This is a genomic window from Ketogulonicigenium robustum, assembly GCF_002117445.1.
Taxonomy (GTDB): Bacteria; Pseudomonadota; Alphaproteobacteria; order Rhodobacterales; family Rhodobacteraceae; genus Ketogulonicigenium; species Ketogulonicigenium robustum.
Genome location: NZ_CP019937.1, coordinates 2,295,662 through 2,321,711 on the forward strand (window position 1 = coordinate 2,295,662; position 26,050 = coordinate 2,321,711).

At 63.1% G+C, this 26,050-nt stretch carries 27 protein-coding genes; 7 read left to right on the forward strand and 20 right to left on the reverse strand.

From position 1 onward, the window contains the following. The first annotated feature begins 1 nt into the window (after position 1). A complete protein-coding gene (gene argJ / locus BVG79_RS11460) occupies positions 2–1,216 on the forward strand; it encodes a bifunctional glutamate N-acetyltransferase/amino-acid acetyltransferase ArgJ (RefSeq protein WP_085787020.1) in 1,215 nt (404 codons plus the stop codon). Beyond that, positions 1,213–1,626 (forward strand): 8-oxo-dGTP diphosphatase MutT, encoded by a 414-nt coding sequence (gene mutT, locus BVG79_RS11465; protein WP_085787021.1) that lies wholly within the window; start codon positions 1,213–1,215, stop codon positions 1,624–1,626. The genes argJ and mutT overlap by 4 nt, the downstream gene beginning before the upstream one ends. A 294-nt stretch (positions 1,627–1,920) precedes the next feature. On the opposite strand, the gene BVG79_RS11470 is transcribed toward mutT, so the two are convergent. From BVG79_RS11470 to pip, 11 genes are all read right to left on the reverse strand, one after another. Next, a complete protein-coding gene (locus BVG79_RS11470; RefSeq protein WP_085787377.1) occupies positions 1,921–3,024 on the reverse strand; it encodes an alkene reductase in 1,104 nt (367 codons plus the stop codon). 72 nt (positions 3,025–3,096) lie between these two features. After that, positions 3,097–4,413 carry a TRAP transporter large permease gene (locus tag BVG79_RS11475; RefSeq protein ID WP_085787022.1) on the reverse strand — a complete coding sequence of 439 codons (1,317 nt, stop codon included), beginning with the start codon at positions 4,411–4,413 and terminating at the stop codon, positions 3,097–3,099. Then, entirely contained in the window at positions 4,406–4,891 is a 486-nt protein-coding gene (locus BVG79_RS11480) for a TRAP transporter small permease subunit (RefSeq protein ID WP_085787023.1), read from the reverse strand. The genes BVG79_RS11475 and BVG79_RS11480 overlap by 8 nt, the downstream gene beginning before the upstream one ends. Next, positions 4,888–5,877 carry a TRAP transporter substrate-binding protein gene (locus BVG79_RS11485; RefSeq protein WP_085787378.1) on the reverse strand — a complete coding sequence of 330 codons (990 nt, stop codon included), beginning with the start codon at positions 5,875–5,877 and terminating at the stop codon, positions 4,888–4,890. Before BVG79_RS11485 ends, BVG79_RS11480 begins: the two co-directional genes overlap by 4 nt. Before the next feature lie 60 nt (positions 5,878–5,937). Beyond that, positions 5,938–7,068, reverse strand: a complete 1,131-nt coding sequence (locus BVG79_RS11490) for a 5-methyltetrahydropteroyltriglutamate--homocysteine S-methyltransferase (RefSeq protein ID WP_085787024.1) — start codon at positions 7,066–7,068, stop codon at positions 5,938–5,940. Positions 7,069–7,335: 267 nt separating this feature from the next. Beyond that, positions 7,336–9,876 carry a translation initiation factor IF-2 gene (gene infB / locus BVG79_RS11495; RefSeq protein ID WP_085787025.1) on the reverse strand — a complete coding sequence of 847 codons (2,541 nt, stop codon included), beginning with the start codon at positions 9,874–9,876 and terminating at the stop codon, positions 7,336–7,338. Further along, positions 9,873–10,517 (reverse strand): RNA-binding protein, encoded by a 645-nt coding sequence (locus tag BVG79_RS11500; RefSeq protein ID WP_085787026.1) that lies wholly within the window; start codon positions 10,515–10,517, stop codon positions 9,873–9,875. Before BVG79_RS11500 ends, infB begins: the two co-directional genes overlap by 4 nt. A gap of 25 nt (positions 10,518–10,542) precedes the next feature. Continuing rightward, complete coding sequence (nusA, locus tag BVG79_RS11505; protein ID WP_085787027.1) at positions 10,543–12,144, reverse strand: transcription termination factor NusA; 1,602 nt, start codon at positions 12,142–12,144, stop codon at positions 10,543–10,545. After that, positions 12,144–12,767, reverse strand: a complete 624-nt coding sequence (rimP, locus tag BVG79_RS11510; RefSeq protein ID WP_085787028.1) for a ribosome maturation factor RimP — start codon at positions 12,765–12,767, stop codon at positions 12,144–12,146. Before rimP ends, nusA begins: the two co-directional genes overlap by 1 nt. A gap of 130 nt (positions 12,768–12,897) precedes the next feature. Next, on the reverse strand, positions 12,898–14,244 hold the full coding sequence (locus BVG79_RS11515) for an ABC transporter substrate-binding protein (RefSeq protein WP_236951362.1): 1,347 nt from the start codon (positions 14,242–14,244) through the stop codon (positions 12,898–12,900). Beyond that, positions 14,238–15,215, reverse strand: coding sequence for a prolyl aminopeptidase (pip, locus tag BVG79_RS11520; protein WP_085787029.1), 978 nt, complete (start codon positions 15,213–15,215; stop codon positions 14,238–14,240). Before pip ends, BVG79_RS11515 begins: the two co-directional genes overlap by 7 nt. 77 nt (positions 15,216–15,292) lie before the next feature. Between pip and ubiG the strand changes: the two genes are divergently transcribed. Then, entirely contained in the window at positions 15,293–16,042 is a 750-nt protein-coding gene (gene ubiG, locus BVG79_RS11525) for a bifunctional 2-polyprenyl-6-hydroxyphenol methylase/3-demethylubiquinol 3-O-methyltransferase UbiG (protein WP_085787030.1), read from the forward strand. On the opposite strand, the gene BVG79_RS11530 is transcribed toward ubiG, so the two are convergent. The 3 genes from BVG79_RS11530 to BVG79_RS11540 are packed head-to-tail and all read right to left on the reverse strand — an operon-like array spanning position 16,033 to position 17,505. Next, the gene (locus BVG79_RS11530) at positions 16,033–16,491 is read right to left on the reverse strand and encodes a MarR family winged helix-turn-helix transcriptional regulator (RefSeq protein ID WP_085787031.1); all 459 of its coding nucleotides are present in this window, start codon (positions 16,489–16,491) and stop codon (positions 16,033–16,035) included. The genes ubiG and BVG79_RS11530 overlap by 10 nt on opposite strands. Further along, positions 16,488–16,745: a glutaredoxin 3 gene (gene grxC, locus BVG79_RS11535; RefSeq protein WP_085787032.1), complete on the reverse strand. Its 258-nt coding sequence runs from the start codon at positions 16,743–16,745 to the stop codon at positions 16,488–16,490. Before grxC ends, BVG79_RS11530 begins: the two co-directional genes overlap by 4 nt. Before the next feature lie 31 nt (positions 16,746–16,776). After that, entirely contained in the window at positions 16,777–17,505 is a 729-nt protein-coding gene (locus BVG79_RS11540) for a ComF family protein (RefSeq protein ID WP_085787033.1), read from the reverse strand. A gap of 29 nt (positions 17,506–17,534) precedes the next feature. Between BVG79_RS11540 and BVG79_RS11545 the strand changes: the two genes are divergently transcribed. Both BVG79_RS11545 and hemH read left to right on the forward strand, forming a co-directional pair. Beyond that, positions 17,535–18,353 carry a methyltransferase domain-containing protein gene (locus tag BVG79_RS11545; protein ID WP_085787034.1) on the forward strand — a complete coding sequence of 273 codons (819 nt, stop codon included), beginning with the start codon at positions 17,535–17,537 and terminating at the stop codon, positions 18,351–18,353. Between the two features lie 28 nt (positions 18,354–18,381). After that, positions 18,382–19,395, forward strand: coding sequence for a ferrochelatase (gene hemH, locus BVG79_RS11550; RefSeq protein ID WP_085787035.1), 1,014 nt, complete (start codon positions 18,382–18,384; stop codon positions 19,393–19,395). A 51-nt stretch (positions 19,396–19,446) separates the two neighbouring features. Here the strand turns inward: hemH and BVG79_RS11555 are convergent, their stop codons facing one another. Beyond that, on the reverse strand, positions 19,447–20,052 hold the full coding sequence (locus tag BVG79_RS11555) for a L,D-transpeptidase (protein WP_085787380.1): 606 nt from the start codon (positions 20,050–20,052) through the stop codon (positions 19,447–19,449). Between the two features lie 153 nt (positions 20,053–20,205). Here BVG79_RS11555 and dalA point away from each other — a divergent pair, with 153 nt between their 5' ends. Further along, a complete protein-coding gene (dalA, locus tag BVG79_RS11560; protein ID WP_085787036.1) occupies positions 20,206–20,721 on the forward strand; it encodes a divisome-associated lipoprotein DalA in 516 nt (171 codons plus the stop codon). Between the two features lie 21 nt (positions 20,722–20,742). Here dalA and BVG79_RS11565 read toward each other — a convergent pair whose 3' ends face one another. The 4 genes from BVG79_RS11565 to hslO all read right to left on the reverse strand — a co-directional run bounded on the left by BVG79_RS11565 (position 20,743) and on the right by hslO (position 24,729). After that, on the reverse strand, positions 20,743–21,213 hold the full coding sequence (locus BVG79_RS11565) for a L,D-transpeptidase family protein (protein WP_085787037.1): 471 nt from the start codon (positions 21,211–21,213) through the stop codon (positions 20,743–20,745). 148 nt (positions 21,214–21,361) lie between these two features. Further along, positions 21,362–22,561 (reverse strand): class I SAM-dependent RNA methyltransferase, encoded by a 1,200-nt coding sequence (locus BVG79_RS11570; RefSeq protein ID WP_085787038.1) that lies wholly within the window; start codon positions 22,559–22,561, stop codon positions 21,362–21,364. 2 nt (positions 22,562–22,563) lie between these two features. Further along, positions 22,564–23,685, reverse strand: coding sequence for a CCA tRNA nucleotidyltransferase (locus BVG79_RS11575; protein ID WP_085787039.1), 1,122 nt, complete (start codon positions 23,683–23,685; stop codon positions 22,564–22,566). Positions 23,686–23,739: 54 nt separating this feature from the next. Then, positions 23,740–24,729, reverse strand: coding sequence for an Hsp33 family molecular chaperone HslO (gene hslO / locus BVG79_RS11580; protein WP_085787040.1), 990 nt, complete (start codon positions 24,727–24,729; stop codon positions 23,740–23,742). 76 nt (positions 24,730–24,805) lie between these two features. On the opposite strand from hslO, the gene BVG79_RS11585 reads away from it, so the two are divergent. Beyond that, the gene (locus BVG79_RS11585; protein ID WP_085787041.1) at positions 24,806–25,240 is read left to right on the forward strand and encodes an NUDIX domain-containing protein; all 435 of its coding nucleotides are present in this window, start codon (positions 24,806–24,808) and stop codon (positions 25,238–25,240) included. Here the strand turns inward: BVG79_RS11585 and BVG79_RS11590 are convergent, their stop codons facing one another. Continuing rightward, positions 25,241–26,011: a hypothetical protein gene (locus BVG79_RS11590; RefSeq protein WP_217622878.1), complete on the reverse strand. Its 771-nt coding sequence runs from the start codon at positions 26,009–26,011 to the stop codon at positions 25,241–25,243. Between the last annotated feature and the right edge of the window lie 39 nt (positions 26,012–26,050).

Sequence of the window (26,050 nt, forward strand, 5' to 3'; positions counted from 1 at the left end):
GATGGCCGTCTCGCCCCTCGCCCCTGCCGCCTTCCCCAGCCTTCCCGCGATTGCGGGGGTGCGTTTTGCCACGGCCGAGGCCGGCGTGCGCTACAAGGGGCGCACCGATGTCATGCTGGCCGTGCTGGACGCGGGCAGTGTGGTTGCGGGCGTCTTCACCCGCTCGGCGACGCGTTCGGCGGCGGTGTTGGATTGTCAGGCCAAAAACGGCCTGCCTGCAACGGGCGCGGCGGCCATCCTTGTAAACTCGGGCAACTCGAACGCCTTTACCGGCAAAATCGGGGCCACATCGGTTGCCGCCATCTCGGCGGCAACCGCCGAAATTCTGGGGATCGCCCCCGAGCGCGTCTTTACGTCATCAACCGGCGTGATTGGCGAGCCGCTGCCGCACGAGCGGATCTTGGCCGCGCTGGCCGATCTGAAAGACGGGCTGCGCGCCGATGCAATTGATACCGCCGCCCGCGCCATCATGACGACCGACACCTTCCCCAAAGGCGCCAGCGCCACGGTGAATGTCGGCGGCAAAACCGTGACCATCGCAGGCATCGCCAAGGGGTCGGGCATGATCGCCCCCGATATGGCGACCATGCTGGTCTATATCTTTACCGACGCCCTGATCGACCACGCCAGCCTGCAGGCCATGGTTTCAGGCTCGGCCGATGGCACGTTCAACTGCATCACAGTTGATAGCGACACATCGACATCCGACACCGTTTTGGTTGCAGCGACTGGTGCCAGCGGCGTGCAGGTGGCCGGAAACGACGCCTTTGCCACCGCCCTGACCGACGTGATGCGCGATCTGGCACTGCAAGTGGTGCGCGACGGCGAAGGCGCGACGAAATTTATCGAAGTGCAGGTCAGCGGGGCTGCCGATGCCGCCGATGCGCGGAAAGTCGCCATGTCGATTGCTAACTCGCCCCTCGTGAAAACCGCCGTCGCGGGCGAGGATGCGAACTGGGGCCGCGTTGTGATGGCTGTCGGCAAATCGGGCGCTGCGGCCGACCGCGACCGGCTTGCAATCCGCTTTGGCGACATCTGGGTCGCCCGCGAAGGATACCGCGACCCCGCCTATTCCGAGGACGAAACCTCGGCTTACATGAAAAACCCCGAGCTGGTGATCGGCGTCGATCTGGGCCTTGGCGAGGGCACCGCAACGGTGTGGACCTGCGATCTGACGCACGGCTATATCGACATCAACGCGGACTACCGCTCGTGAAGCTTGTTCTGGTGGCCGCCGTCGCGCTTATCCGCGACCAGCGTGTTCTACTCGCGCAGCGCCCCGCCGGCAAATCGCTGGCAGGCCTGTGGGAATTCCCCGGTGGCAAGCTGGAGGCTGGCGAGTCGCCCGAACAAGCGCTGATTCGCGAGATGGAGGAGGAGCTGGGCATCCGCGCCACCCCCGATGCCCTGACACCGCTGGCCTTCGCCAGCCATTCTTATCCCGACTTCCACCTACTGATGCCCCTTTACGCTTGCCGCAAATGGGATGGCACCCCGCAGGGCCGCGAGGGGCAGGCGATAGAATGGGCCGGCATCAATGACTTGGACAATTACCCGATGCCGCCTGCCGATCTGCCGCTTATAACTCCCTTGCGTCAAGAGTTGTCGGGAAATTTTATTTCCTAATTGTTTACTTTTTGATTGCAAAATAACCCTTCAACCCGCAAAGTGCTTAAACGCACGGCATTTGGGAGGGTGTCATGTTTCGTACGATAAAAGTGACCGCTAGCTTGTTTGTTCAAGGACAGCTGGTTCGGGCGTTGGAGGATGGACGCCTTGTGATTCGTGTTGGTGACAGATTGGTGTCCGGCAGCGCCGTTTAAGACGCGCCACACCAATTCACCTGACGGCTCTGTTGGAAGACTTGGAACCTGCTGCGCATCACGCAGCAGGTTTTTTTCATGCCGGTCTGGCGCGTTGTCAGGGGTGTGCGGAATAGGGCAACCAATCGGTATAGCCGCGCACATCCCCGCCATACAGCGTAGCGCGATCACTGGGTGTCAGCGGCCAACCGTGGCGGAAGCGCTCGACCAGATCGGGGTTCGACGTCAGCGGCACGCCAAACGCGGCGATGTCGATCAGGCCCGCCTGCAAAAGCGCGTCGGCTTTTCGCAAATCAAGTCCACCCGCAAGGATCAAGGCCCCCGTCCAGCCTGCACGCACCTGCGCCAAGAACCCTTCGGGCATGACGCGCGCACCGCCGACTAGCTGGTCCATCAGGTGCAGATAGGCCAGTTTACGGGCCTCTAGCGCCTCGACCAACGCCAAGTACGTTTCTGCTTCACCGTCAAACGGCGTCAGCGCATTCACCCGCCCGAACGGCGACAGCCGAATGGCGACCTTGTCGGCCCCCACCCGCGCAACGCAGGCATCCACAACCGCAATCGCGAAACGCAGGCGGTTTTCAATGGTCTGCGCGCCGTAATCGTCAGTCCGGTCGTTGACGTTGGCGTTCAGGAACTGCTCGATCAAGTACCCGTTGGCACCGTGAATCTCGACACCGTCGAACCCGGCCTTGATCGCGTTTTCAGCCGCATCGGCATAGGCCTCAACCACAACGGGAATTTCGTCGGTCGTCAACGCTTGCGGCTGCGACATCGGCACGAAACCCTGCGTCCCGTCGGGGTTCTGCACGAAGGTGCGCGCCCCTTCGGCTGTCTGGCTGGTCGCGCTTTGGGGCGGCTTGCCGCCGGGTTGCAGCGATGTGTGACTGGCGCGGCCGACGTGCCAGATCTGGGCGAAGATCGCGGCACCTTGGTCGTGCACCGCCTGCACAACCGGGGCCCACGCCGTGACTTGCGCGTCCGACCAGATGCCGGGGCTATCGAACCAGCCGCAGCCTTCAGGGCTGATGATGGTGCCTTCGGTAACAATCAGGCCGACGCCTGCGCGCTGCGCGTAGTAGCGCACCATTTCAGGGGTGGGCACAGCGCCGGTCGCGCGCGACCGCGTCATAGGGGCCATCGCCGCGCGGTTCTTAAGCGTCAGCTTGCCCAGTTGGTACGATGAAAAAAGATCTGTCATTTTGTGACTTTCCGACATGCGATGCCGCAAGTGTGAGGCCGCAAAATGACAGTGTAAAGACGCCAGCCCGCATTAACGCAGGCTGGCCCCCATCACATAATCGGGCAGCGCTGTCGCAATCGCGGGGAAGATCGACAAAATCACCACCCCAACCACCATCGCCAACCAGAACGGCACGATGCCGCGATAGATCTCGATCTGCGGCACTTTGGGCACGATGGAATGCACAATGAACACGTTCATCCCTACCGGCGGCGACAGCAAGCCCATCTCTAGCACGACCATCACGATGACGCCGAACCAGATCGGATCGAACCCCAGCGCGGTGATGACCGGGAAGAAGATCGGCAGCGTCAGCACCAGCATGGCAAAGCCGTCCATGAACATGCCCAGCACGACATAGCACAGCAAAATCAGGCCCATCACAAGCCACGGCGACAACCCCGACCCCGTCAGGAACCCGCCAATCGCCTGCGGAATATGGCTGAGGGCCATGAACGGGTTGAACAGGTGTGCGCCGATCAAAATCAGCATGACAGTTGCGGATGTCAGGGCCGAATCCATGCCTGCATCCCACAAATCGCGCAGCTTGATCTCGCGCCGCGCCAGCCCGATGACCGCCATCAGGCCCGCACCCACCGCCGCCGATTCAACCGGCGAGAAAAGCCCCGTATATAGCCCGCCGATCGTCACTGCGATAATCGCAACGCCCGGCAGCGCGGCCAGCATCGCACGCAGCGTGGCATCGCAGGGCACCGCCTCGCCCGCTGGGCCAGCCTCGGGGCGCAGCCAGCAAATGATGGCAACCGTCGCCATGAACAGCGCCAGCAGCAACAAGCCAGGCAAGAAGCCGGCCAAGAAAAGCCGCCCGATGGATTGCTCGGTCAGGATCGCGTAAATCACGAAACCAGTCGATGGCGGGATTAGGATGCCCAGCGTGCCGCCCGCCGCAACCGTCGCGGTCGACAGGCGCGGCGAATAGCGGTAGCGCTCCATCTCGCCCAAGGCGACTTTGCCCATCGTCAGCGCCGACGCGATGGACGACCCGCTGAGGGCCGAAAACGCGCCGCAGCCGATCAGCGTGGCATGCGCCAGCCCCCCGCGCAGCCGCCCCACAGCGGCATAGGCCGCCGCATAAAGGCTGCGGCTGATGCTGGTGCGCGTCGCCAAATTCCCCATCAGAATGAACAGCGGAATCACCACAAGTTCAAACTTGCTAGCCAAGGTAAAGCTTTCAGATGCCAGCAACCCCATCGCGACGGGTAGGCCCGAAAGCAGCGTGATGCCGACAAAACCCACGACAAACATGGCAATCGCCACGGGGATGCGCAGCATAATCAGCGCCAGCAGGATGATAACGCCCGCCAGTCCCGCAAGTGTATCAATCATTTGCGGATGCCCCTGTCACAGGTTTCTTCGCTACAAGGCGCAGCAGCGCGCCCACAGCGCCGATGGCCGCAAAGGCAGCCAGCGCGTATTGGAAGGGCGCTTTGGGCACCCCCAGAATGTTCGATTTCAGCCCGAACATCTGCGAAAGCTGCGCCGCTTGAATCGTCGCCCATGCCAAAGTCGCCCACAGGGCCAAGGCCAGAAAAGCAGCCAATCGGTCGGCCAACGCCGCCACCGCAGGTGACATGGCACCCGCGAACAGGTCGACGCGGATCTGCCCGCCACGATGGTCCAGCAACGCGACCGAGCCGAAGATCACGACGACCATGACCATCTCGGTCACCTCTTGCGCGCCAAACAGCGGACGCCCGATGGCGCGCCCGACAACATCGACCAGCAAAAGGGCTGCGATTAGCAGCAGGCCCGCGCCTGCAATGCGGGCGCAAAGGGTTGCCAAAAGGCCGAAAGCGCGCGTCATTGCGCCCCCTGCATGGCGGCCAGCGCATCTGCGGCGCCTTCAGCCTCAACCGCGGCGGCGGTCAAAGGCAGCAAGATGCCGTCGAATGCGGCGATTTCATCGGGTGTCAGGTCGATCACAGTGCCATTGCCCCGCGCACGCAGCGCATCGACGGCGGCTTCGCCCTTGGCGTTCCAGAGTTGTTCGGCGTGGTTCGACAACACGCGCCCCGACACCGATTCCAGCGCGGCGCGTTGGTCGGCGGGCAAGCGCGCCAGACGCGCCGCATTGGCCACAACAAAGAACGATTGGTTGCCCAGCGGAATACCCGTGGTCACATGACCCAGCACTTCGTCATACCGGAAATCGCTGATGCCGCTGGAGCCAATAACGACGCCATCGACCAGGCCGGTCTGCAACGCATTATAGACATCGCCCGCGGGCATCTGCACCGGAATCGCCCCAAGGGCCTGTACGATTTGTCCCGACACCGCGCTAGAGACGCGAATTTTCAGGCCCGCCAGATCTGCGGGTGTGTGCACGGGCTTGCTACGTGTGACCAGAACGGCGGGCTCGGCCGTCCACAGCGCCAGCGGAACGGTGGCGGGGTATTCGCCCTGCAAAACGCCCGCGTCCCAGCCGTTCCACAAAAAGTCGGCGCCCGACATGCCATCGGGCAGCGCGCCCGGCCATTCGGTCAGCATCGACAGCGGAAACTGCGACGAGGTGTAGCCCGGCAAACCCCAAACAATATCGGCCACGCCCTGAACCGCGCGGATATACTGCTCGGCGGGGCCGGCGCCCAGTTCACCGGCAGGATAAGTGCGGATTTCCAGCCCCGTCGGGGCAACGCCCTCGGTCAGCGGGGTGACGATCGCCTCGGTCAGGGTGTGGGTCGGGGCGACGAAATGGGCAAAGCGCAGGCTGTCGGCCATGGCCGAGCTGGCAAAAACCGGGGCAGCAACAATCAGCGCGGCGGCGTAAGCCAGCCGGGAAAACCTGGTCATGGTCATATCCTTTGGGGTGGGGTTGGGGTGGCGCCCCCAATTGCGGGGGCGCCGAGGGGCTTAGTTTTCGCCCCAGATGGCTTCGGCGGTGTTAACCACCAGCTCCAGCTTGCGCTTTTGGTCGTCTTCGGTGATCGCGTTGCCATGCTCGGTCGAGGCAAAGCCGCATTGCGGGGCGATACCCATTTGATCAAGATCGACATATTTCGACGCTTCGTCGAACTTGCGCTTCAGCCAATCGGGATCTTCCAGCGTGCCGGTTTTGGTGGTGATGAACCCAGCCATGACGCGCTTGTCGCCCTTGGGCAGCAGCTTCAGCGGCTCGAGGCCACCGGCGCGTTCAGTATCGTACTCCATGAAATACGCATCGACCGAGGTGTGGTTGAAGATCGCATCGGCTGCCGCGTCATAGCCGCCTTCGGCGACGTGCGACGAGCGGAAGTTACCGCGGCACATGTGCATGCCGATGACCATGTCGGCGGGACGGTCCTTGATCGACTCCTCCAGCATCCACGCATAGCTTTCGATCAGCTTGTCGGGGTCTTGGCCCATGGCGCGACGCTCCTCGCGCTGCTTGGCATCGCCAAGGTAGGCAAAGAAAATGTCGTCCAGCTGCAGGTAACGGCAACCCGCATCGTAGAACGCCTGAACCGCCTTTTTGTAGGTCGCGGCGATATCGTGGAACAGCTTATCCTGATCCAGATAGGGGGCGTATTCGATGTTTTCGGTCGGCGTGCGGAAGTGCAGTGCCGACGGGCCGGGGATCGAGATCTTGGCAACACCCTCGCCCGGGCCCACCAAATCACGCACGAAGGTGAAATGCTGGATCATCGGGTGATCAGCCGGGAAATCCAGCTCCGCCGTCAGGTGCGGCTCGATCGGGGGGGTCTTGTGTTCGGTCTTGAACGGCAGGCTGCGCGAGGACTGCTTCATGTCGAGGCCGGTCAGCATACCCATGAAGTCATAGTGCCAGAACGCACGGCGAGCCTCACCATCGGTGAAGACCTTGAGGCCAGCGGCTTTTTGCAGGTCGACCAGACCGCGAATGCCTTCGTCCTCGATCGCGTGCAGATCTGCAGCCGAGGTGCCGTCATGGCGTGCGGCCTGCACCTTGGCCGGGCGCAGCAGCGACCCGACGTGGTCGGCGCGGTGCGGCGCGCGGCGGCTGATTTTGGTGTCTGTCTGTGTCATCGCGACTTATCCTTTTACGGCACCACACTGGGCGCCGCCCTAAATACATCTACCACGGGCCGTCGCCCGCAGATCATTGGCCCACCTGCCCGAATTTGGCCGGCCACGGGCAGGTAACCGAACTTGGTGGAAAATCAACTCTGCCGCCCCTCAAGTCAATAAGAAGCGGGGCTCATAATATTCATCAATATGATGAATGAATCCGCAAGTTGAACGAAAAGGGCGGCCACTGGGGCCGCCCTTTGTCACATCTTGGTGCCGAAATCCTTACAGGCTGCGTTCAACGATATCGCGTTCAAAGATCTCGATAACGTCGCCAACGCGGATGTCATCGTAATTCTCGAACGCCATGCCGCATTCCTGGCCCGAGGGCACTTCGGACACTTCGTCCTTGTAACGCTTCAGCGTCTTCAACGTGCCTTCGTGGACAACCACGTTGTCGCGCAGCAGACGCACGCCTGCCGAGCGGCGTGCAACGCCTTCGGTGATCAGGCAGCCAGCAACCTTGCCAACGCCCGAAACCTTGAAGACTTCGCGGATCGACGCGTAACCGATAAAGCGCTCGCGCACTTCAGCTTTCAGCAGACCCGAAGCAGCGGCCTTAATGTCGTCGACCAGATCGTAGATGATCGAGTAATAGCGGATCTCGACACCCTTCTGGTTGGCCACCGCGCGCGCAGCCGCATTGGCCCGCACGTTGAAGCCGATGACCGGCGCGCCCGATGCTTCGGCAAGGCCGATGTCGCTTTCGGTCACAGCACCCACGCCCGAATGCAGAACGCGCACGCGGACTTCGTCGTTGCCGATCTTTTCCAGCGCCTGAACAATCGCCTCGGCCGAACCCTGCACGTCCGCCTTCACAACGACAGCCAATTCGGCCACGTTCTTGTCGGCTTTGGCGCGGGCCATCAGCTGTTCCAGCGTTGCGGAACCGGCTGCGACGCGCTTGTCCTTGGCCACTTGGGCACGGTAGTCGGCGATTTCGCGCGCTTGCTGCTCGGTCTCGACCACGTTCAGCACGTCGCCTGCGGCGGGGGTGCTGTTCAGGCCCAGAACCTCGACCGGAACCGAAGGTCCGGCTTCGCTGACACGCTCGCCCTGGTCGTTGACCAGCGCACGCACCTTGCCCCACGTCTGACCGACGACAAAGATGTCGCCCTGACGCAGCGTACCGTTTTGAACCAGAACCGTCGCAACAGGGCCGCGACCCACATCCAGCTTCGCCTCGATCACGGCGCCAAGGGCGGCGCGGTTCGGGTTGGCTTTCAGTTCCAGAATCTCGGCCTGCAGGGCAATCGCCTCCAGCAGGTTGTCGATCCCGAGGCCGGTTTTGGCCGACAGTTCAACCGTCTGCACATCACCGCCCATCTCTTCGACGACGATTTCGTGCTGCAGCAGATCGGTGCGGACCTTTTGCGGGTTCGCCTCGTATTTGTCGATCTTGTTGATCGCCACGATCATCGGCACACCGGCCGCTTTCGCATGGCTGATCGCCTCGACCGTCTGGGGCATGACGGCATCATCTGCCGCGACCACCAGAACAACGATGTCAGTCACTTGGGCACCGCGGGCACGCATGGACGTAAACGCCGCGTGGCCGGGGGTATCAAGGAACGTCAGCACAGCGCCGGTTTCGGTCGTGACCTGATAGGCCCCGATATGCTGCGTAATACCGCCCGCTTCGGCCGACACAACGTTCGCCTTGCGGATCGCATCCAGCAGCGAGGTCTTGCCGTGGTCAACGTGGCCCATAATGGTCACAATCGGCGGACGCGGCTGCAGATCATCAGCCTTGTCGACGACGGTATCGATCACTTGTTCAACGTCAGCATCCGACACGCGCACAACGCGGTGGCCGAATTCTTCGACAACAAGCTGCGCCGTATCGGCATCGATCGACTGGTTCTGCGTTGCCATAATGCCGTTGCGCATCAGGAACTTGACCACGTCGGCCACACGTTCGGCCATACGGTTGGCCAGCTCGCCAACAGCGATGGCTTCGGGCAGTTGCACGTCGCGAATGATCTTCTCGCGCTCTTGCGCGCCGCCCATGGCTTTTTGACGCGCACGCTCTTGCTTGCGCTTCATGGCCGCCATCGAGCGTTGACGCCCTTCGCTGTCCATGGCTTGGCTGACGGTCAGCTTGCCGGCGCGACGACCTTCGTCCTCGCGGCCCGGTTTGGCCTTGGTCACCTTCTCGCCGCGGTTGTCTGCGCGCACGTCCGTGCGGTCGCGGTCGACCTTGCGGTTGACGGCGGTTGTCGCGGGGATCTCGTCCGGCGATGTCACGGTCGCAGCAGTGGCCGGGGCCGCAGCGTTGCGGGCCGGGCGACGCTCGGGCGCAGCTTTCTTTTCAGCAGCTTTCTCGGCGGCTTCGGCAGCCTTGCGGGCGGCCTCTTCCTCTTCGCGCTTGCGCTTTTCTTCTGCAGCGGCAGCCATTTCGCGCTCTTCACGCTCTTTGGCTTCCAGCTCGGCGCGGCGGCGGCCACGCTCTTCGGCGCGGGCCTGTTCCTCGGCTTCGCGGCGTGCGGCATCATCTGCCTCACGCGCACGGGCCAGGGCCAGCGCCTTCATGCGGCGTTCCAGCTCGGCGTCGGTGATCCCGGCCGGGCGGCGGGTGGGGTCGCCACCTGCAACAGCACCAGCAGTCCCAGCGGCGGCACCGGGCTTCGGCACCACAACGCGCTTGCGTTTGGTTTCAACGACCACGTTCTTCGTGCGGCCGTGGCTGAAGCTCTGTTTTACATTGCCGGGCGCCGAACCGGGCCCGCGCAGCCCCAGGGGCTTCTTGCCGTCGTTATCACTCATCTGGCTTCAATATCCTTCCCGGCAGTCCCCTGACTGCCGTCATCCTCGCGCATGCCACGCAGCTTCGAGGCTTCCTCTACAACATGGTCACTCAATGCACCAGCCGAGAGCGCGCCATGTATTACACTTTGTCGGCCAAAAGCGAACCCCAATTCTTCGCTGGACAGGCAGCTGAAGTAGCGCGCGCCCGTCGGGGTCCAAAGTTTCGCCTTGCCGCGCTCGGACCCGTCGTCGGCTTGCAACAGCACGCGCACCGCGCGGCTGTCGAACTGCGCCTTGTCCAACTGCGCCTTCACCTTCTCGAACCCGCAGATCGCAAGGCCCGCTTTACGCGCCAATGCAATCAGGTCGATCACGCGGCGAACCAGCATACGCTCAACCTCGTCCGCAAGATCGGCGGGTACGGTGACCTGCGCCTTTGCGGCACGGGCGAATTCCTTGCGCCCGGCTGCATCAATAGCCGCCCGCGTGGCCGAGACATACATGCCCCGGCCCGGCAGGCGTTCCAAGATATCGGGCACGACCGTGTTGTCCGGCCCGACGACAAAGCGCACAAGCCCCGCCTTGGGCTGCACTTCGCCCGTAACGATGCAACGGCGTTCGGCCGTCTCGCGCTCTTTAATACGTCCGCCTCTGGTCATGCCTTTTGTCCTTTCCGAGGGCCGATCAGTCCTCGGCCTCCTCTTCTTCCTCGTCCGCCACGTCCAGTTCTGCCGCATCGACCCAACCCAAGGCGACGCGCGCGGTCATGATCATGGCCTGCGCTTCTTCTAGGCTCAGATCGAAAGGCTCCAGCACGCCGTCGTCTTTGACGCGCTTGCCCTCGACCGTAGTCCAGCCACCGGCCAGTTCCCAGTCGGCGCAGGTCGCGAAATCTTCCAGCGTTTTCACGCCGTCCTTGGCCAGCGCCTCGACCATCTGCGGGGTCAGCCCCGGGAAGCTGATCAGGCTGTCTTCGGCGCCCAGTGCACGGGCATCTTCCAAAGCCTTGCGGTTCTGGCTTTCGATATGGTCACGCGCGCGGGCTTGCAGCTCGCCTGCCGTGGCTTCATCGACGCCTTCGATCGCGGTCAGCTCGTCCAGATCGACGTAGGCAACTTCCTCGAGGTTGGTGAACCCTTCGGATACCAGCAACTGGGCAAAGAATTCGTCCAGATCCAGCGTTTCCATGAACAGCTTGGTGCGGGCTTCGAATTCGGCCTGACGGCGCTTCGATTCTTCCGACTCGGTCATGATGTCGATGTCGAGGCTGGTCAGCTGGCTGGCCAGACGCACGTTTTGGCCACGGCGGCCGATCGCCAACGACAATTGGTCATCGGGAACGACAACTTCAATACGCTCGGCATCTTCGTCCAGCACAACTTTGGTGACTTCGGCCGGTTGCAGCGCGTTCACCAAGAAGGTCGGGACGTCTTCGTTCCACGGAATGATGTCGATCTTTTCGCCCTGCAACTCGCCCACAACGGCTTGCACACGGCTACCGCGCATACCAACGCAGGCCCCGACGGGGTCGATGGCGCTGTCATGGCTAAGCACGGCGATCTTTGCGCGCGAACCCGGGTCACGGGCAACGGCCTTGATCTCGATGACGCCCTCGTAAATCTCGGGCACTTCCATCTTGAACAGCTCGCGCATGAATTCGGGCGCGGTGCGTGACAGGAAGATCTGCGGGCCACGCACTTCGCGGCGCACATCCTTGACATAGCAGCGGATGCGGTCGTTCGGGCGATAGCTTTCGCGGCCAATCTTTTCGTTGCGGCGCAAAATAGCTTCACCAGCGCCGACATCGACGATGAGGTTGCCGTATTCTTCGCGCTTGACGGTACCGTTGATGATCGTGCCCATACGGTGCTTGAATTCTTCGTACTGGCGGTCACGCTCGGCTTCGCGGATCTTTTGCAAGATCACCTGCTTGGCGCTTTGCGCGGCAATACGGCCCAAATCGACCGGCGGGATTTCTTCTTCGAAGATATCGCCAACTTCGGGGTTCGACAGGTACTGCTTGGCCTGCTCGACCGTCATTTCGGCGTGGTAATTCTCGACCGCATCATCCTCGACGACGGTACGCACGCGGCTGAAATGCGCGCGGCCGGTCTTGCGGTCGATATTGACACGGATGTCCATATCGGCGCCGTAACGGCTTTTGGCCGCACGGGCGAGCGACTCTTCCATCGCCTCAACCACAAGGCTGGGGTCGATCAGCTTTTCGCGTGCAACAGCTTCGGCGGTTTGCAGCAGTTCCAGCTGGTTGGCAGAGGTGATTGCCATCAGTGTTTCTCCTCAGGGGCGACGGGTGTCGCATCATCACTGTCTTCGTCGGCGTCGATGATGGTTTCCACCTCATCGAATTGCTCTTGGTTGATCAGGCCTGCGTCCTTGCGGCCGCGCAGAACATCACGGATCAGCTCGTCCGTCAGCACCAGCTTGGCGTCGGACAGCCATTCGAATTTCAGACCAATGGTGATCGGCTCGGCGGTATCGTCCAGCTCGATCAGCACTTCGTCGCCGTCGGTGCCACGCAGCTCGCCTTTAAAACGGCGGCGGCCGTCGATCAGCTCTTCGGTCTCGATCTTGGCGGTGTAGCCATCCCACAGATCAAAGTCCTTCAGACGCGTCAGCGGGCGGTCGATCCCCGGCGAGGATACTTCCAGCGTGTAGTTTTCAACGATGGGATCCTCGACATCGAGGATGGCCGAAACGGCGGTCGAAATCGCGGCGCAATCATCCACCTCGATGGTGCCATCAGGCTTTTGCGCCATAATCTGCATGGTGGTTTCCTTGCCACCCATCACACGGATGCGGACAAGTTCAAAGCCCATATCCTCGATGACGGGCTGGACGATCTCGGCGATACGACGGTCGATGGCCGCGCGGGCGATCAGGTCTGACATTTCTTGACCTCATAAAACGAAAAAACGGGCGCGCGGCCCGTTGAAAATCATCGGTGGAGCCATGACCCTTTCGGGTCACAGCGCCGCTGTTGAAAGGGTATCTAGCGTCATTGCGCCCAAAGGTCAAGCCTCAGGCAAAAGACCAGCGCTCGGCAATGCGGGCGCTATCCAGCGGGGCAAGCGTGCCCAGCGCATCGGGGTGCGACAGGCGGCGCGTGTGCGCATCGATGCTGGGCAGCGCCACAGGCCACAGCGCAGCCCCGCGCGTTTCAGCCAAAGCCTGCAATTGCGCCGTCATATCGGCCCGCGCGGCCGAGCCGCCTTCGGCTCGCAGCGCGGCCAACAGCGCGTTGAACTGCGCGTCTTGGCCCAACCCTTGCAGGGGCGCACCGGCCTGCGCGGCGGCGGAAAACGCCCAATCCTCGGTCAGGCCGCCAGCGAACCGTTGCTGCGGCAGGGCCGACAGATCAAAACCATGGCGCGCAAGGAAAGTGGCGGCATCTGGGTCGTAGGCCAAGGTTGCAGGCAGCGGCACCTGCGCTGGCCCCAGCGGGTGATCGCCCGACACCAACCCCAGCGCGCCGGCAAGCCCCGTGCGGTCAATGGCCCGCGCAGCCAGCCCCCGCAGCGCCGCATCTTGGGCCAAAGCGGGCGGCAAGGGCACGACCATCTTCTGCCCACCGCGTGTCACCGCCAGATCAAGGCGGTGGTCGGCGGCCAAATCTGTGGCAACCCGTTCGGGCACATCGCCCAGCGCATCCAGTTGCCCCGCCCGCAGCGCGGCGACATCGGCGTGTGCCGTCAGTTCCACCGCGTCGAACCAGCCTGCCTGACCATCTTTGTAGTGCCCCTGCACCCGCGCCAACAGCGCGCTGCGCCCTGGGGTGAAATGTTCAACCCGGTACAGCCCCGTGCCAATAGCCACCACAAAGTCGCCTGCAGGCGCGATGGTCAGTTGCGGCGCGGCCAGAAGGAACGGAAAGTCCAGATTGGGCGCATGCAGCGTGATATCGACCACATGGGCCGAAGCCGCCTGCAGATCGGCGATTTGGCCGACCACAAACGCCGCAAGCGACCCCTTCCCATGAATCGCCAGCGAGGCGACCACATCCGCGGCTGTCAGCGGCTGCCCATCATGAAACGCAACATCGCGGCGCAACTGGAAACGCCAGCGGGTGCCGCTGCGGTCACTCTCCCAGCTTTCAGCCAGTTCGCCGCGCAACTCGCCGCTGGCCGCAACCTCGGTTAGGCAATCATAAACAGCGCCTTGGGCCGCAACCTGCATGAACAGTCCACTGTGGCCGCGCGGATCCCAGCTATCTGTGGGCGACCCGTCCGGCAGCCCCAGCCGCAAGACCCCGCCGGTGCTGGCCGCCACCGGTTTGCCCGCAGCCGCGAAAAGCCCCGCAAACATCCCCGAGGCAATCAAACCACGGCGGCTGATGCGTTGAATGGGGCGCAGACCGGATTCTACCATGGCTCCATCTCCGACAGGAAGGTCATGGTGTGCAGCAGGGCGGCGGTGATCCCGCCTTCGGACAGGGCGTGGCCTGCGCGGGTCACCATCCGCAGGCGGCTGGCGGGCCAAGCCTGATGCAGCTTCCACGCAGACACCGGCGGGCAAATCATATCGTAGCGCCCCTGCACGATGACGGCAGGGATGTCAGCGATCCGATCCATCCGCGCCAAAATCTGGGTACTGTCGTCCAGAAAGCCGTCATGGGCGAAGTAATGACATTCCAGCCGCGCAAAGGCGTGGGCGTAATCGGCGGGCGGATCGATAAAGGTGCCATCGCTATCCAGCGAGGCCAGCGCGTTTTCCCACCCCGCCCAGAGGCGCGCGAACTTCACCTCGGTCGCGTAGTCGCCGCAGAACAGCCGCTTGTGGTAAGCCGCGATCAGGTCGCCCCGTTCGTCTTGCGGGATCGCGTGGCTGAACCGTTCCCATTGCGCCGGCCAGAACAGCCCAGCGCCGCCGCCGTAGAACCAGTCCAGCTCGGGGCGGGTCATCAAAAAGACGCCGCGTAGCGCCAGCGCCCTGACGGGTTCGGGGTGACTTTGCGCATAGATCAGCGCCAGCGTCGCCCCCCAGCTGCCGCCGAACACAATCCAGCTCTCAATGCCCAGCGCGGCGCGGATCGCCTCGATATCGGCGACCAGATGCCATGTCGTATTGTTTTCAACGCTGGCATGGGGGCGCGAACGGCCACAGCCGCGCTGGTCGAACAGGACGATGCGGTAAACCTGCGGGTCGAAATAACGGCGCATCGCGGGGCTGCACCCGCCCCCCGGCCCGCCGTGCAATACCACCACAGGAATGCCGTAAGGGTTTCCAGCTTGCTCGACATAGAGCGCATGCCCATCGCCCACGTCCAGCATCCGCTGATCGTAGGGGGCCAGCGGCGGGTGCAGCTGGGGGGGCGATTGCAAAGCCAGTTCCTTGTCCATGGCATCCTTGGGCCAAGCGCATTACATTGCGGTAAAGATGCCTTCTTAGCGCCCCACTTGCCAGAGCGGAAATTCAAATGTCCGAGACCAATTCCACCATCGACCCCGCAGAAGTCGCCAAATTCGAGGCGATGGCCGCCGAATGGTGGGATCCGAGCGGTAAATTCAAACCGCTGCACATGCTGAACCCCTGCCGGCTGGATTACATCACGCGCCAGATCGCCGCCCATTTCGGGCGCGACCTGACCACTGACCGCCCGTTTGATGGGCTGCGCCTGCTGGATATCGGCTGCGGCGGGGGCTTGCTATCCGAACCGATGGCCCGCTTGGGCGCGACTGTGGTGGGGGTTGATGCCGCCCCGCGCAACATTCCCGTGGCGCGTGTGCACGCCGAGCAAATGGGGCTGCAGATCGACTATCGCCTTGGCACCGCCGAGGCGCTGGCCGCTGCGGGTGAGGCCTTCGATGTCGTGCTGAACATGGAGGTGATCGAGCATGTCGCCGACCCGCAAGCCTTCCTGATCGCCTGCCACGATCTGCTGGTGCCGGGTGGGCTGCACATATGCTCGACGCTAAACCGCAACCCCAAAAGCTTCGCCATGGCGATTGTCGGGGCCGAACATATCATGCGCTGGCTGCCCAAGGGCACGCACGACTGGTCGCGTTTCATCACCCCGAACGAGCTTTACGACCTGCTGGCCGGTGCCCGCCTGCGGGCGATCGACCGCACCGGCATGGTCTTCAACCCAATCACATGGGGGTGGAGCCTGTCTGCCCGCGACCTATCGGTGAACTACGTCACCGCCTCAGTGCGCCCTCAGGCCTGATCGGCCGTATCGGCCTGCGCCAGCTTTTGGCGCAGCGCGCGCAGCACCGGCAGCGTGGCGCGCACCTGCGCCCCCCCGACCGAGGCTGCCGCATCGGCCACCAGCGGGCCCAGCGCCGCTACCGCAGCATCGCGGGCGGCGCGCCCTGCGGGACTGATCGCCACCAGCTTGCGCCGCGCATCGTCCCAATCGGGGCGGATGTGTACCCAGCCTGCCCATTCCAATTTGCGCAGTGTGTTCGTCATCGCGCCTTTGGTCAGGTGAAAAATCCGCGCCAGTTGGGCGGGCGTTTTCTCGCCCCCTGTGTTGGCCAAATGGTTCAGGACGGAAAAATGCGACAATTCCATCCCGCGCGGCAGGGCCCTGCCCAGCGCGGTCGAGACCAGCTGCTCCAACATCAAGATCTCGGAAAACAGCACGATGCCGAGGTCGTCGCTTTCGCCGCTCATCCCTGCAGCAGCGGGTCGAGCTTGCCTGCGCTATCCAGCGCGTATAGATCGTCGCAACCGCCAACATGTTGACCACCGATAAAAATCTGCGGCACTGTGCGGCTGCCGCCTGCCCGCTGCACCATAGCGGCGCGCAGATCGGGGTTCCCGGAAACGTCGACCTCGGCATAGCTGACGCCTTTGCGTTGCAACAGGCTTTTGGCCGCTGCGCAGTAGCCGCAGGTGGGGGTGGTGTAGATTTCGACCGGTTTCATGCTGGCCTCCACAATAGATATTGCCGCTAGTTTACCCCAATTTTGCAACGCGGGCCAGAGCCAGCACCGACACCCGCGCGGCACCCGCCAGCAGGGCGGCCTGCGTTGCGGCCGCAAAGGTTGCGCCGCTGGTCATCACGTCATCGACCAACACAACGTGGCGCCCCTGCATCACCCCACCGCGGCGCGGATGAGGGCAGATCGCCCCCTCCATCGCGGCAAAGCGCTGCGCGCGGCTGTGCCCTTCCAGCGGGCGGGTGCGGTGCGGGCGGATCAACGCATCCACCGCGACATCGGCCCCAGTTTCACGTGCAACGCCCTGCGCCAGCAAAGCGGCCTGATTGTAGCGCCGCCGGATCAGGCGCGTCCAATGCAGCGGCACGGGCACAAGTAACGCCCCCTGCACCAGCGGGCCCGCCTTGCGTGCCATCCAAATCGCCATCCCGCGCGCCAGATCGGTGCGGTCGGCATGCTTCATTTGCAGCACCAACTGCTTGGCCAGATCGCGATACCCCAGCAGCGCTACACCCTGCCCCCATGGCGGCGGCGCGTGCAAACAATCATCGCATAGCAAGCGCTGATCGCCCGCGCCCTGCCCCGGCAAGGCCAGACCACAGCAATCGCAGGCCGCCCCTGTGATAAAATGTGCGCGCGCCCAGCATGGGCCGCACAACGCAAAATCGGCCTGCACGCGCGCACCGCAGCCCAAGCACGTCGGCGGATAAACAACCGCGCGCAACTGCATCATCGCCTTTTGCATCGCCTGCCCCCTTTGGCTAAGCTGCCCCCATGGAACGATTGACCGACCAAGCCGCCTTGCACCTGCACCACGCCCGCGCCCGCCGCCGCCCCGCGCTATTCCTGCGCGAGGTGATCCGCGACGAGGTGCAGGAGAGGCTATTGATGGTTAACAGAACCTTTACGGCGCCGCTGGTCGTGACCGCATTTCCAGACCTGTGGCCCGACATGCCCCACGCCGCCCCCAGCGATACGCTTGCCCTGCCCGAACATGGCTACGACCTGATCGTCCTTGATATGGTGCTGCACTGGGCGAACGATCCGGTCGGGATGCTGGTGCAGGCCCAGCGTGCCCTGCGCCCCGACGGGCTGCTGCTGGCGCCGCTGTTCGGCGGCCAAACTCTGGCCGAACTGCGCGCCGCGCTGGCCGAGGCCGAGGTGGCCATATCGGGCGGGTTGTCGCCGCGCGTCCTGCCGATGGGCGAGATCCGCGATTTAGGCGCACTGCTGCAGCGCGCGGGCTTTGCCCTGCCCGTTGCCGACAGCATTCCTTTTACCGTGTCGCACCCGCATCTTTTCGCACTGGCTGCCGATCTGCGCGGCATGGGGGAACAAAACGCCCTTGCCGCCCGCTTGCGCCGCCCCACCCCGCGCGCCATGTTCTTGCAGGCTGCGGCTATTATGGACGATCGCTTCAGCGTGGATGGAAAGATCCAATCGACCTTTGATGTCGTATTCCTGACCGGTTGGGCACCAGCGCCCAGCCAACCCAAACCGCTGCGCCCGGGCAGCGCCACCCATCACCTTTCCGCGGTTCTGCCCACGCCGCCCCAGCCCGAGGTTGACGTTGCCCCCAAAATGGCTGACTGAACCCCCATTGCAAGAGACATGAGATGAGATGCAGACCATGACCGAAGGCGATAGCAAAATCGGCGTGTTGATCGCCAATCTTGGAACACCCGACGCGACCGATTACTGGTCGGTACGCCGCTATCTGAACGAATTCCTGTCGGACAAGCGCGTCATCGACTATCCGGCATGGCTGTGGCAGCCGCTTTTGCAGCTGATCATCCTGTCGCGCCGCCCCTATGCCACGGGCGCCAACTACAAGTTGATCTGGGACAAGGAACGCGACGAAAGCCCGCTGCGCACCATCACGCGCGACCAGACCGACGCCATCCGCGCGTTGATTCAGGAACAGTTCGGCGACCGTGTTCTGGTTGATTTCTGCATGCGCTATGGCAACCCGTCGACCCCCGACAAGCTGAAGGAAATGGTCGACGCCGGCTGCGACCGCATCGTGTTCTTCCCGCTGTATCCGCAGTTTTCAACCGCGACGACCGCGACCGCCAACGACAAGCTGTTCGAAGCGGCGCAAAAGATGTTCAAGCAGCCCGCCATCCGCACGGTCGAGCCCTATTTCCACCAGCCCGACTATATCGCCAGCTTGGCCAATTCCATCCGCGAAGGCATAGCAGCATCGGGGACCGAACCTGACCTGCTGGTCTGCACCTATCACGGTATGCCCGAACGCTACATCCGCATGGGCGACCCCTACCGCAGCCAATGCATGGAAACATCGCGCCTGCTGCTGGCCGAACTGGGCTGGGAAGAAGACCGCCTGATCACCACGTTCCAGTCGCGGTTCGGCCCCGAGGAATGGCTGAAGCCCTATACCGTGGAACATGTCGCCGAGCTGGCGAAAGCGGGCAAGAAGAACATCGCCATATGCTCGCCCGCGTTTTCGGCCGACTGCATCGAGACGCTGGAAGAAATCAACGGCGAGATCTGCGAGGCGTTCGAACATGCCGGCGGCGAGGTTTTCACCTACATCCCCTGCCTGAACGCGCGGCCCGACCATGTCGCTGTGCTGACGCGGATGATCAAGAACAGCTTGGAAGGCTGGGCCTAACCCCACCCACATGTAAAAAAACGCCGGCCTTCGGGGCCGGCGTTTTCGTTTTTAAAGCACGTAAACCTGTGTGCCGTTCTTGGCGTAGTTATACAGCTCGATGATGTGTTCATTATAAAGACCAACGCATCCGTTCGACGACGGGCGGCCGATCTTGCGCGTGTCATGCGTGCCGTGGATGCGGTAATACTGCCACGACAGGTAAAGCGCACGAATCCCCAAGGGGTTCATCGGGTCACCACCGGGCACGACTTCGGGCCATTCGGGGTTGCGCTGGCGCATCGAGGGGGTCGGACGCCATGTCGGGTTTTCACGTTTTTCAATAACTTGCGTTCGGCCACGGCGGGTCAGTTCTTCATCCAGCGGCACGGACGACGGATAGAGGCGATAGATGCTCTCGTCCTCGGACCAGAAATGCACGGCGCGCGAGTCGAGATCGCACAGGATGGCGCCGTTGCGCAGGTCGGTGAAATACGGGCGCCAGTCACGCATGTGGAACGCCGAGATATTGCGCTGCACCGATTGCGAAATCTGCGATTCCATTTGGGTGGTGCCCACCATCTGCGCCAGCGCGGGCGATGCCAGACCAGCCCCCACCAGTGTTGCACCCGCAGCGATAAAGCCGCGACGGTTCAGCCTGCTCGTGTCTTCCGACATCGTTATGCCCCCTTCAAGGATGACGCGTTTGCCTTGCAAATAAAGCCCAGATCGCTTTCCCGCAATTCACACAAATGTCAAATCTAGCGATCGCGTTTGAAGCGCAACACCGAAACAGCTATGAGGGGGGCAACACATCCAAGGGGATAGACAATGCTGCGCCGCGCCGTTCTTTCTGCGATCCTACTTTCGACCGTGGCTGCCTGTGCGACAGGTAACACGCGCGCGCGGATCGGGCCCGACGGCCTGCCCCTGCCGACCGTCTATCGAATCAACAGCCAAGACGCTGCTGCCATCCCGTTCCGCATGTTGGATGGTGTGAATACCCTGCGCGCCGCGCGCGGTGTGCCCGCCGTGCAACTGGATGCGCAGCTGAACGCCGCCGCCGCGACCCATTCGCGCGACATGGCGATCCAGAACCGCCCGTGGCACTTCGGCTCGGACGGCTCGTCGCCGCTCGACCGGTTGCGTCGCGTGGGCTACAGCGGCCAGCTGATCGGCGAAGCTATTTCGGAATCCTACGAGAACGAAATGCAGACCCTGTCCGTGTGGATGGAAGACCCCGACATCCGCGACGTGATCTTGGACCCCAGCGCGACCCGCATGGGCGTGGCATGGCTGCAAGAGGATGCCGGCAAGATCTGGTGGACGATGGTGATTGCCCGCTAATCGCGGGCAATTCCTTTTATTTTAAGCGAAAATATGGATCCGCGCCCCCATGGGGACAAGGCGGTAGATCTCTTCGATCTCGGCGTTTGATACGGCGAAGCAACCGACGGTCCAGTCGCCTTTGCCGACGAATTCCTGCGGCGTGCCGTGGATAAAGATGTCGCCGCCGGGGCTGCGGCCATGTTCGGCGGCATACAGGCGGTCATTCGGGTTGGGGTAAGAAATGCCGACCGACAGGTGGTAGGCGCTACGCGGATTGCGGCGGTCCATCACATAGGTGCCTTCTGGCGTTTTACCGTCGCCTTCAAATTGCTTGTGGCCGACCGGCTGGAATCCCAATCCGACATTATAGCTGCGCACGACCGTATCGTTGCGCATCAAATACAAGCTACGGCTACTCTTATAAGCCAGCAAGTGCGTTACCGGCGTATTGGGGTCGGGGGCAACAACGGTTGCCTGCGGCCGACCACAGCCCGCCACAGCAGCTGCCATCGATAGAGCTGCGCCGCCTAGCAGCGCACGTCGGGTAAAATCTGTCACTGTCCTGCTCGTCACTGCCAGGTGGCGTTTGCCACGTTTTTTCTCTCAATAGCGCAGGGCAAAGCAGCTGCAAAGTGGGACGATTTCACCGGCGTGCATTTCACGCCCTTGTGAAACGGGTCACCAGCTCGACATGGGCAGACCAGCGGAATTGATCGACCACCCAGATGGGTGCCATGACATAGCCTGCATCCAGCAAAATACGCGCATCACGGGCAAAGGTAACGGGGTTGCACGATACCATCGCGATTACCGGAATGTCCGACTGTGCTAGCTGGCGAATCTGCGCCTCGGCCCCCGCGCGGGGCGGGTCGATAATGGCAGCATCGAACCCTTTCAAATCAATCGGCAACAAGGGGTTACGAAATAGATCGCGAACTTCGCCCGTCACTTTGCGCAGGCCGCCCGCGGCACGCCAGCCGCGCATCAGCGCCTCGATCATCGGGGCGACACCCTCAACCGCGTGAACCTCGGTCGTGGCGGACAGGGGCAGGGTAAAGGTGCCCGATCCTGCGAACAGGTCGACCACGCGGCGGGCATCCCCCACGGCGGCGCGCACCTGCGCCAGCAGGTCAGCCTCGCCCTGCGGGGTTGCCTGCAAAAAGGCACCGGGCGGCGGCACGACGGGGGCAGGGCCCATCATCTGAATGGGCGGCGCACGCAGCACGGCGGTTTCGTCCCCCCAAGTGATTCGCGCAAAACCCGCGCGTTCTGCAATCTGTGCCAGCTCGCCCACCAACTGCGGGGTCAGATCGCGCTCGCTCTCGACCTGCAGATCCGCACCGGCTTGCGATGTAGTGACCAGCAAGCCCGCCTCGGCCTTGCGCGAGGCGGCAAGGTTCGCAACATCGGCCAGCGCAGGGATCAGCGCCGCCAGTTCGGGCGCGATCAACTGGCAGTCGGGCACCTCGACCAGAATGTCCGACCCGCGCGCCTTGAAGCCGACCTGCCCACCGGATTTGCCGCGACGCCCCGTGAACTTGGCGCGGCGTCGGCTGCGGGCGGGCGAGGTCAGGATGCCTGCGATTTCGCCAGTCAGACCTTGGCCGGAAAGGGCGCGGGCCACGATATCCATCTTCCACGCGGCAACGAAATTATCATCGGCGTGCTGCATGGCGCAGCCACCGCAGGTTTTGAAATGGCGACACACCGGCGCGACGCGGCGGGGCGAGGGAGTGATGATCCGCGCCGAGCCGTCGGCCGTCACCTCGACCTCCTCACCCGGCAGAACGCGCGGCACCAGCGTGCCGTCATCCAAGCGCCCCATCGCGTGATGTGTCAGTGCCTCGACTACAGCCATGATCAGCCCTTCAATGCGTCTTTTGTCAGTGTAAAGCCGGAAGCGATCCAGCGGCGTTCGGCGGCTTTTAGCGCCGCGCCCAAGTCTGGGCCTGATAGCGGCAAATCCGCTGCGCGCAACGGGAAAACCTGTGTGCTGGCCCATGCCGCACGCGCGGACAGCCCATCGGGCGGCGTTTGCGACAAGGTGGCATAGGCCAAAGCCGCCGCATCCAGCGCCAAATCGGCCCCGTGCCGATAGGCGGCCTCGTCCAGTGACAGGCCGTCGGTCAGGTGTGCAAGGCGACGCTGTTCGGCTTTGGACAGGCGCAGTTGGGTGACGGCATCTTCGCCGCCCAAAGCGGCAAGGCGGCGCATCGGGTCGGGGCCAAGGCCCATCAACCCCTCGACATGCACCAGCGCGGTCAGCACACCCAAACCCGCGCCCGGCAAGATGCGCCACAGCACGCCCGCCTGCGCCATCGCCGCCACGGCGGGGGCGGGGTCGGGGGCAGACAACAGCTTGCGCATCTCCGCCCCGATCCGCTCGCGCGAGAGGCCCTCGATCCCGTCGGCCAGTTCAGCGCAGGCCGATAGGCCATCCAGATCAATCGCGCCCGCCTCGCCATACCACGCGTGAAACCGGAAGAAGCGCAGGATACGCAGGTAATCTTCGCGGATGCGGGCAGGGGCGTCGCCAATAAAGCGCACATGGTGCACCTGCGCATCGGCCACGCCGCCCACCAGATCGGTCACGGTGCCATCCAAGTCAGCGTAAAGGGCATTCATGGTAAAATCACGCCGCGCGGCATCATCTGCCAGCGATGTGCCAAAGGCGACCACTGCGTGGCGGCCATCGGTTTCCACATCGCGGCGCAGGGTCGTGACCTCGATCGGGCCGGCATCCGTCAGCACGGTAATGGTGCCGTGGTCGATGCCGGTGTCGATGGTGCGAAAAGCCGACAGCGCGGCCTTGGCCGCCAGCGGCGAGGCATCTGTGGCCATGTCGACATCGGTCGGGCCGCCGCCAATCAGCGCATTTCGCACGCAGCCGCCCACAAACCATGCCCGAAAGCCAGCATCGGCCAGCGCCTGCATCAGCGCGGCAAGGGCAGGGTGACCCAGCCAGTCAGCCTCGATCCGCATCTATCAAACCTATGGAAAAGCCCCGCGCGATAGGTTTCGCGCGGGGCTAGGGTTTCAGAAACCTGGCGGTTTGTCACCTTTGAACCCGACCGTTTCGGGGTCGAGGACATAGTGCGCACCACAGAACTGGCAGTCCGCCGTGACCGTGCCTTCGGGCGTGATCATATGGGCGATGTCTTTCTGCGAATAGATCGACAGCGACTGACGCACCTTGTCTTCCGAGCACGAGCAGCCGAACACCACGTTTTGGGTGTCGAAGATGCGCGGCTCTTCCTCGTGGAACAAACGCGCCAGCAGGCTGGTCGAGGTCACGTTCGGCCCGATCAGCTCCATATCCTCGACGGTATCGAGCAAGATGTTCGCCCGCGCCCAGTTCTCGCCATCTTCCAGCACGTCGACGTTGATCGGCGTGACCTTGAACTCGCCCTCGGCGGGTTTGCGCAGGGGCGATGCCTTGGGCATGTGCTGCAGCATGATGCCACCCGCACGCCACCGCTCGCCGCGGCCCGGCTCGTTCGAGCGACCATAGGACAGCGCGAAACGTGTCGGCAGCTGTTCGGACTGCGCAAAATACGCCTCGGCACAGGCCGCCAGCGACCCACCGGTCAGGCTGGTGATGCCCGAATACGGTTGCGTGCCCTCGCCCTGATCGATCAGGATCGCGAAATAACCCTTTTCGCCGATCTGGGTGAAGGGGTCGGCCTCCATGTCCAGACGGTCAGGGTCGAAGCTGGCGTAGCCGCGAATACGCGCGGGTTGGCCGTCTTCGGTCGGGCCGTAATAATCGGTCGCGATGATCCGCGCAGGGCCATCGCCCCGCACTTGGATCGACAGCTTCCAACGCAGGTCAATGGTTTGACCGATCAGCGCCGTCAGAACGACAGCCTCGGCCACCAGCGCCTCGATCGGGGCGGGGTAATTGTGCTGGCGCAGCACATCTTGCAGGACGCCGTCAAGCCGAGCCACCCGACCACGCACATCGGCAAGGTCAAGCTGGAACGGCAAAACCGTATCGTCCCAGGCGGTTTGGGTGCCTTGGGTCATTTCAAATCCTCAACTGGACGGATTGCATTGCTGCGATCATATAGGACGTGAAAGCAGGTTCTTAAAGAGGTATGCGATGATCCCCCGTTATGGCGAAACCCCGCGCCCCGATATTCGCTACCGTTTGCGCCCCGGGGCCTATGCCGTGATTTTGCAGGGCGACAGCATCCTGACCACGTTCCAAGCCGACCCCGAGCCTGAATTTCAACTGCCCGGCGGCGGGATCGAGGCGGGCGAAAGCCCGACGCAGGGCCTGCTGCGCGAAGTGCGCGAGGAAACGGGGTGGCTGGTCACCGGCGCGCGGCGGCTGGGGGCTTATCGGCGCTTTTGCTACATGCCCGAATATGACCTGTGGGCCGAAAAGCTGTGCACGCTTTACCTGGCGCGCCCCGTCCGCCAAGTGGCCCCGCCCAGCGAGCCGGGCCATTCCGCCGTCTGGATGCATCTGTCGAACGCCGTCGAGATGCTGGACAACAGCGGCGAGCGCGCCTTGCTGCGCCGCCTGCTGTAATCAGTCGCGGGGCAGCTCGCGCCCCTCGATCATGACGCCATAAAGGGTGGTGGGCAGGCACAGGCCCAGCATCATCATGAACCATGCTGTGCACAGGCTGATGACCAGGCTGAAAATGGCGAAGCCTGCAAACAGCGACAGCACCAGTTCCAGCGCAATGTTGATCGCCATGAACATGGCCGAGATCACCAAGACCTGCTCGGCCAGCGGCTTGGTGATGCGCCAGCTTTCCAGCATGCTCATCTTTTGGCCGACCGCTGCGGCGGGCAACACAAGGCCGATGCGCAGCCAAACCCACGTAAAGATCAGCCCCAGAACAAACCCGCCCAGGCTGCCGACCAAAAGTCCCGGCAGGAATGTCGCCAAACCCGCCATGATCAACCCGACAAACAGGTTGGCGACAAAGATCACCAGAACTAGCACCAGCGACATCACCATCGTGCGCAGCACATAGCTGCCGAGCAGCTTGCCCTGCACGCTGGGTAGCAGGCCGGGGTATTCCTCGCGCAGGATAAAGCGGTGCCACGCCACCGCGATCCATGCCGATATGGCGACAACCACCGCCAAAGCTGCCAGCAGTGCCAGCGACGCCAGCGCCGGAACAGCGGCCGCATCCGCATTGCCGCGCGACAGCTGCGCCAAGGTCCCAATATCCAGCCCCGACGCGTACATCAGCGCGAAAACGGCCACGACACCGATCACAATGGGCCCGACCGAAACGGCCAAGGCCTGTTTCCAGTTGCGGGTCATCAGACCGATGCTCTGTTTCATAATCTGGCGGCTAAAGCCCGCATCCATCGCCATGGTGTC

Coding starts and splice junctions, on each gene's coding strand:
- argJ (WP_085787020.1), top strand. CDS start 2: ATGGCCGTCTCGCCCCTCGCCCCTGCCGCCTTCCCCAGCCTTCCCGCG.
- BVG79_RS11470 (WP_085787377.1), bottom strand. CDS start 3,024: ATGACAGATCTTTTTTCATCGTACCAACTGGGCAAGCTGACGCTTAAG.
- BVG79_RS11475 (WP_085787022.1), bottom strand. CDS start 4,413: ATGATTGATACACTTGCGGGACTGGCGGGCGTTATCATCCTGCTGGCG.
- BVG79_RS11480 (WP_085787023.1), bottom strand. CDS start 4,891: ATGACGCGCGCTTTCGGCCTTTTGGCAACCCTTTGCGCCCGCATTGCA.
- BVG79_RS11485 (WP_085787378.1), bottom strand. CDS start 5,877: ATGACCAGGTTTTCCCGGCTGGCTTACGCCGCCGCGCTGATTGTTGCT.
- BVG79_RS11490 (WP_085787024.1), bottom strand. CDS start 7,068: ATGACACAGACAGACACCAAAATCAGCCGCCGCGCGCCGCACCGCGCC.
- infB (WP_085787025.1), bottom strand. CDS start 9,876: ATGAGTGATAACGACGGCAAGAAGCCCCTGGGGCTGCGCGGGCCCGGT.
- BVG79_RS11500 (WP_085787026.1), bottom strand. CDS start 10,517: ATGACCAGAGGCGGACGTATTAAAGAGCGCGAGACGGCCGAACGCCGT.
- nusA (WP_085787027.1), bottom strand. CDS start 12,144: ATGGCAATCACCTCTGCCAACCAGCTGGAACTGCTGCAAACCGCCGAA.
- rimP (WP_085787028.1), bottom strand. CDS start 12,767: ATGTCAGACCTGATCGCCCGCGCGGCCATCGACCGTCGTATCGCCGAG.
- BVG79_RS11515 (WP_236951362.1), bottom strand. CDS start 14,244: ATGGTAGAATCCGGTCTGCGCCCCATTCAACGCATCAGCCGCCGTGGT.
- pip (WP_085787029.1), bottom strand. CDS start 15,215: ATGGACAAGGAACTGGCTTTGCAATCGCCCCCCCAGCTGCACCCGCCG.
- ubiG (WP_085787030.1), top strand. CDS start 15,293: ATGTCCGAGACCAATTCCACCATCGACCCCGCAGAAGTCGCCAAATTC.
- BVG79_RS11530 (WP_085787031.1), bottom strand. CDS start 16,491: ATGAGCGGCGAAAGCGACGACCTCGGCATCGTGCTGTTTTCCGAGATC.
- grxC (WP_085787032.1), bottom strand. CDS start 16,745: ATGAAACCGGTCGAAATCTACACCACCCCCACCTGCGGCTACTGCGCA.
- BVG79_RS11540 (WP_085787033.1), bottom strand. CDS start 17,505: ATGCAAAAGGCGATGATGCAGTTGCGCGCGGTTGTTTATCCGCCGACG.
- BVG79_RS11545 (WP_085787034.1), top strand. CDS start 17,535: ATGGAACGATTGACCGACCAAGCCGCCTTGCACCTGCACCACGCCCGC.
- hemH (WP_085787035.1), top strand. CDS start 18,382: ATGCAGACCATGACCGAAGGCGATAGCAAAATCGGCGTGTTGATCGCC.
- BVG79_RS11555 (WP_085787380.1), bottom strand. CDS start 20,052: ATGTCGGAAGACACGAGCAGGCTGAACCGTCGCGGCTTTATCGCTGCG.
- dalA (WP_085787036.1), top strand. CDS start 20,206: ATGCTGCGCCGCGCCGTTCTTTCTGCGATCCTACTTTCGACCGTGGCT.
- BVG79_RS11565 (WP_085787037.1), bottom strand. CDS start 21,213: ATGGCAGCTGCTGTGGCGGGCTGTGGTCGGCCGCAGGCAACCGTTGTT.
- BVG79_RS11570 (WP_085787038.1), bottom strand. CDS start 22,561: ATGGCTGTAGTCGAGGCACTGACACATCACGCGATGGGGCGCTTGGAT.
- BVG79_RS11575 (WP_085787039.1), bottom strand. CDS start 23,685: ATGCGGATCGAGGCTGACTGGCTGGGTCACCCTGCCCTTGCCGCGCTG.
- hslO (WP_085787040.1), bottom strand. CDS start 24,729: ATGACCCAAGGCACCCAAACCGCCTGGGACGATACGGTTTTGCCGTTC.
- BVG79_RS11585 (WP_085787041.1), top strand. CDS start 24,806: ATGATCCCCCGTTATGGCGAAACCCCGCGCCCCGATATTCGCTACCGT.
- BVG79_RS11590 (WP_217622878.1), bottom strand. CDS start 26,011: ATGAAACAGAGCATCGGTCTGATGACCCGCAACTGGAAACAGGCCTTG.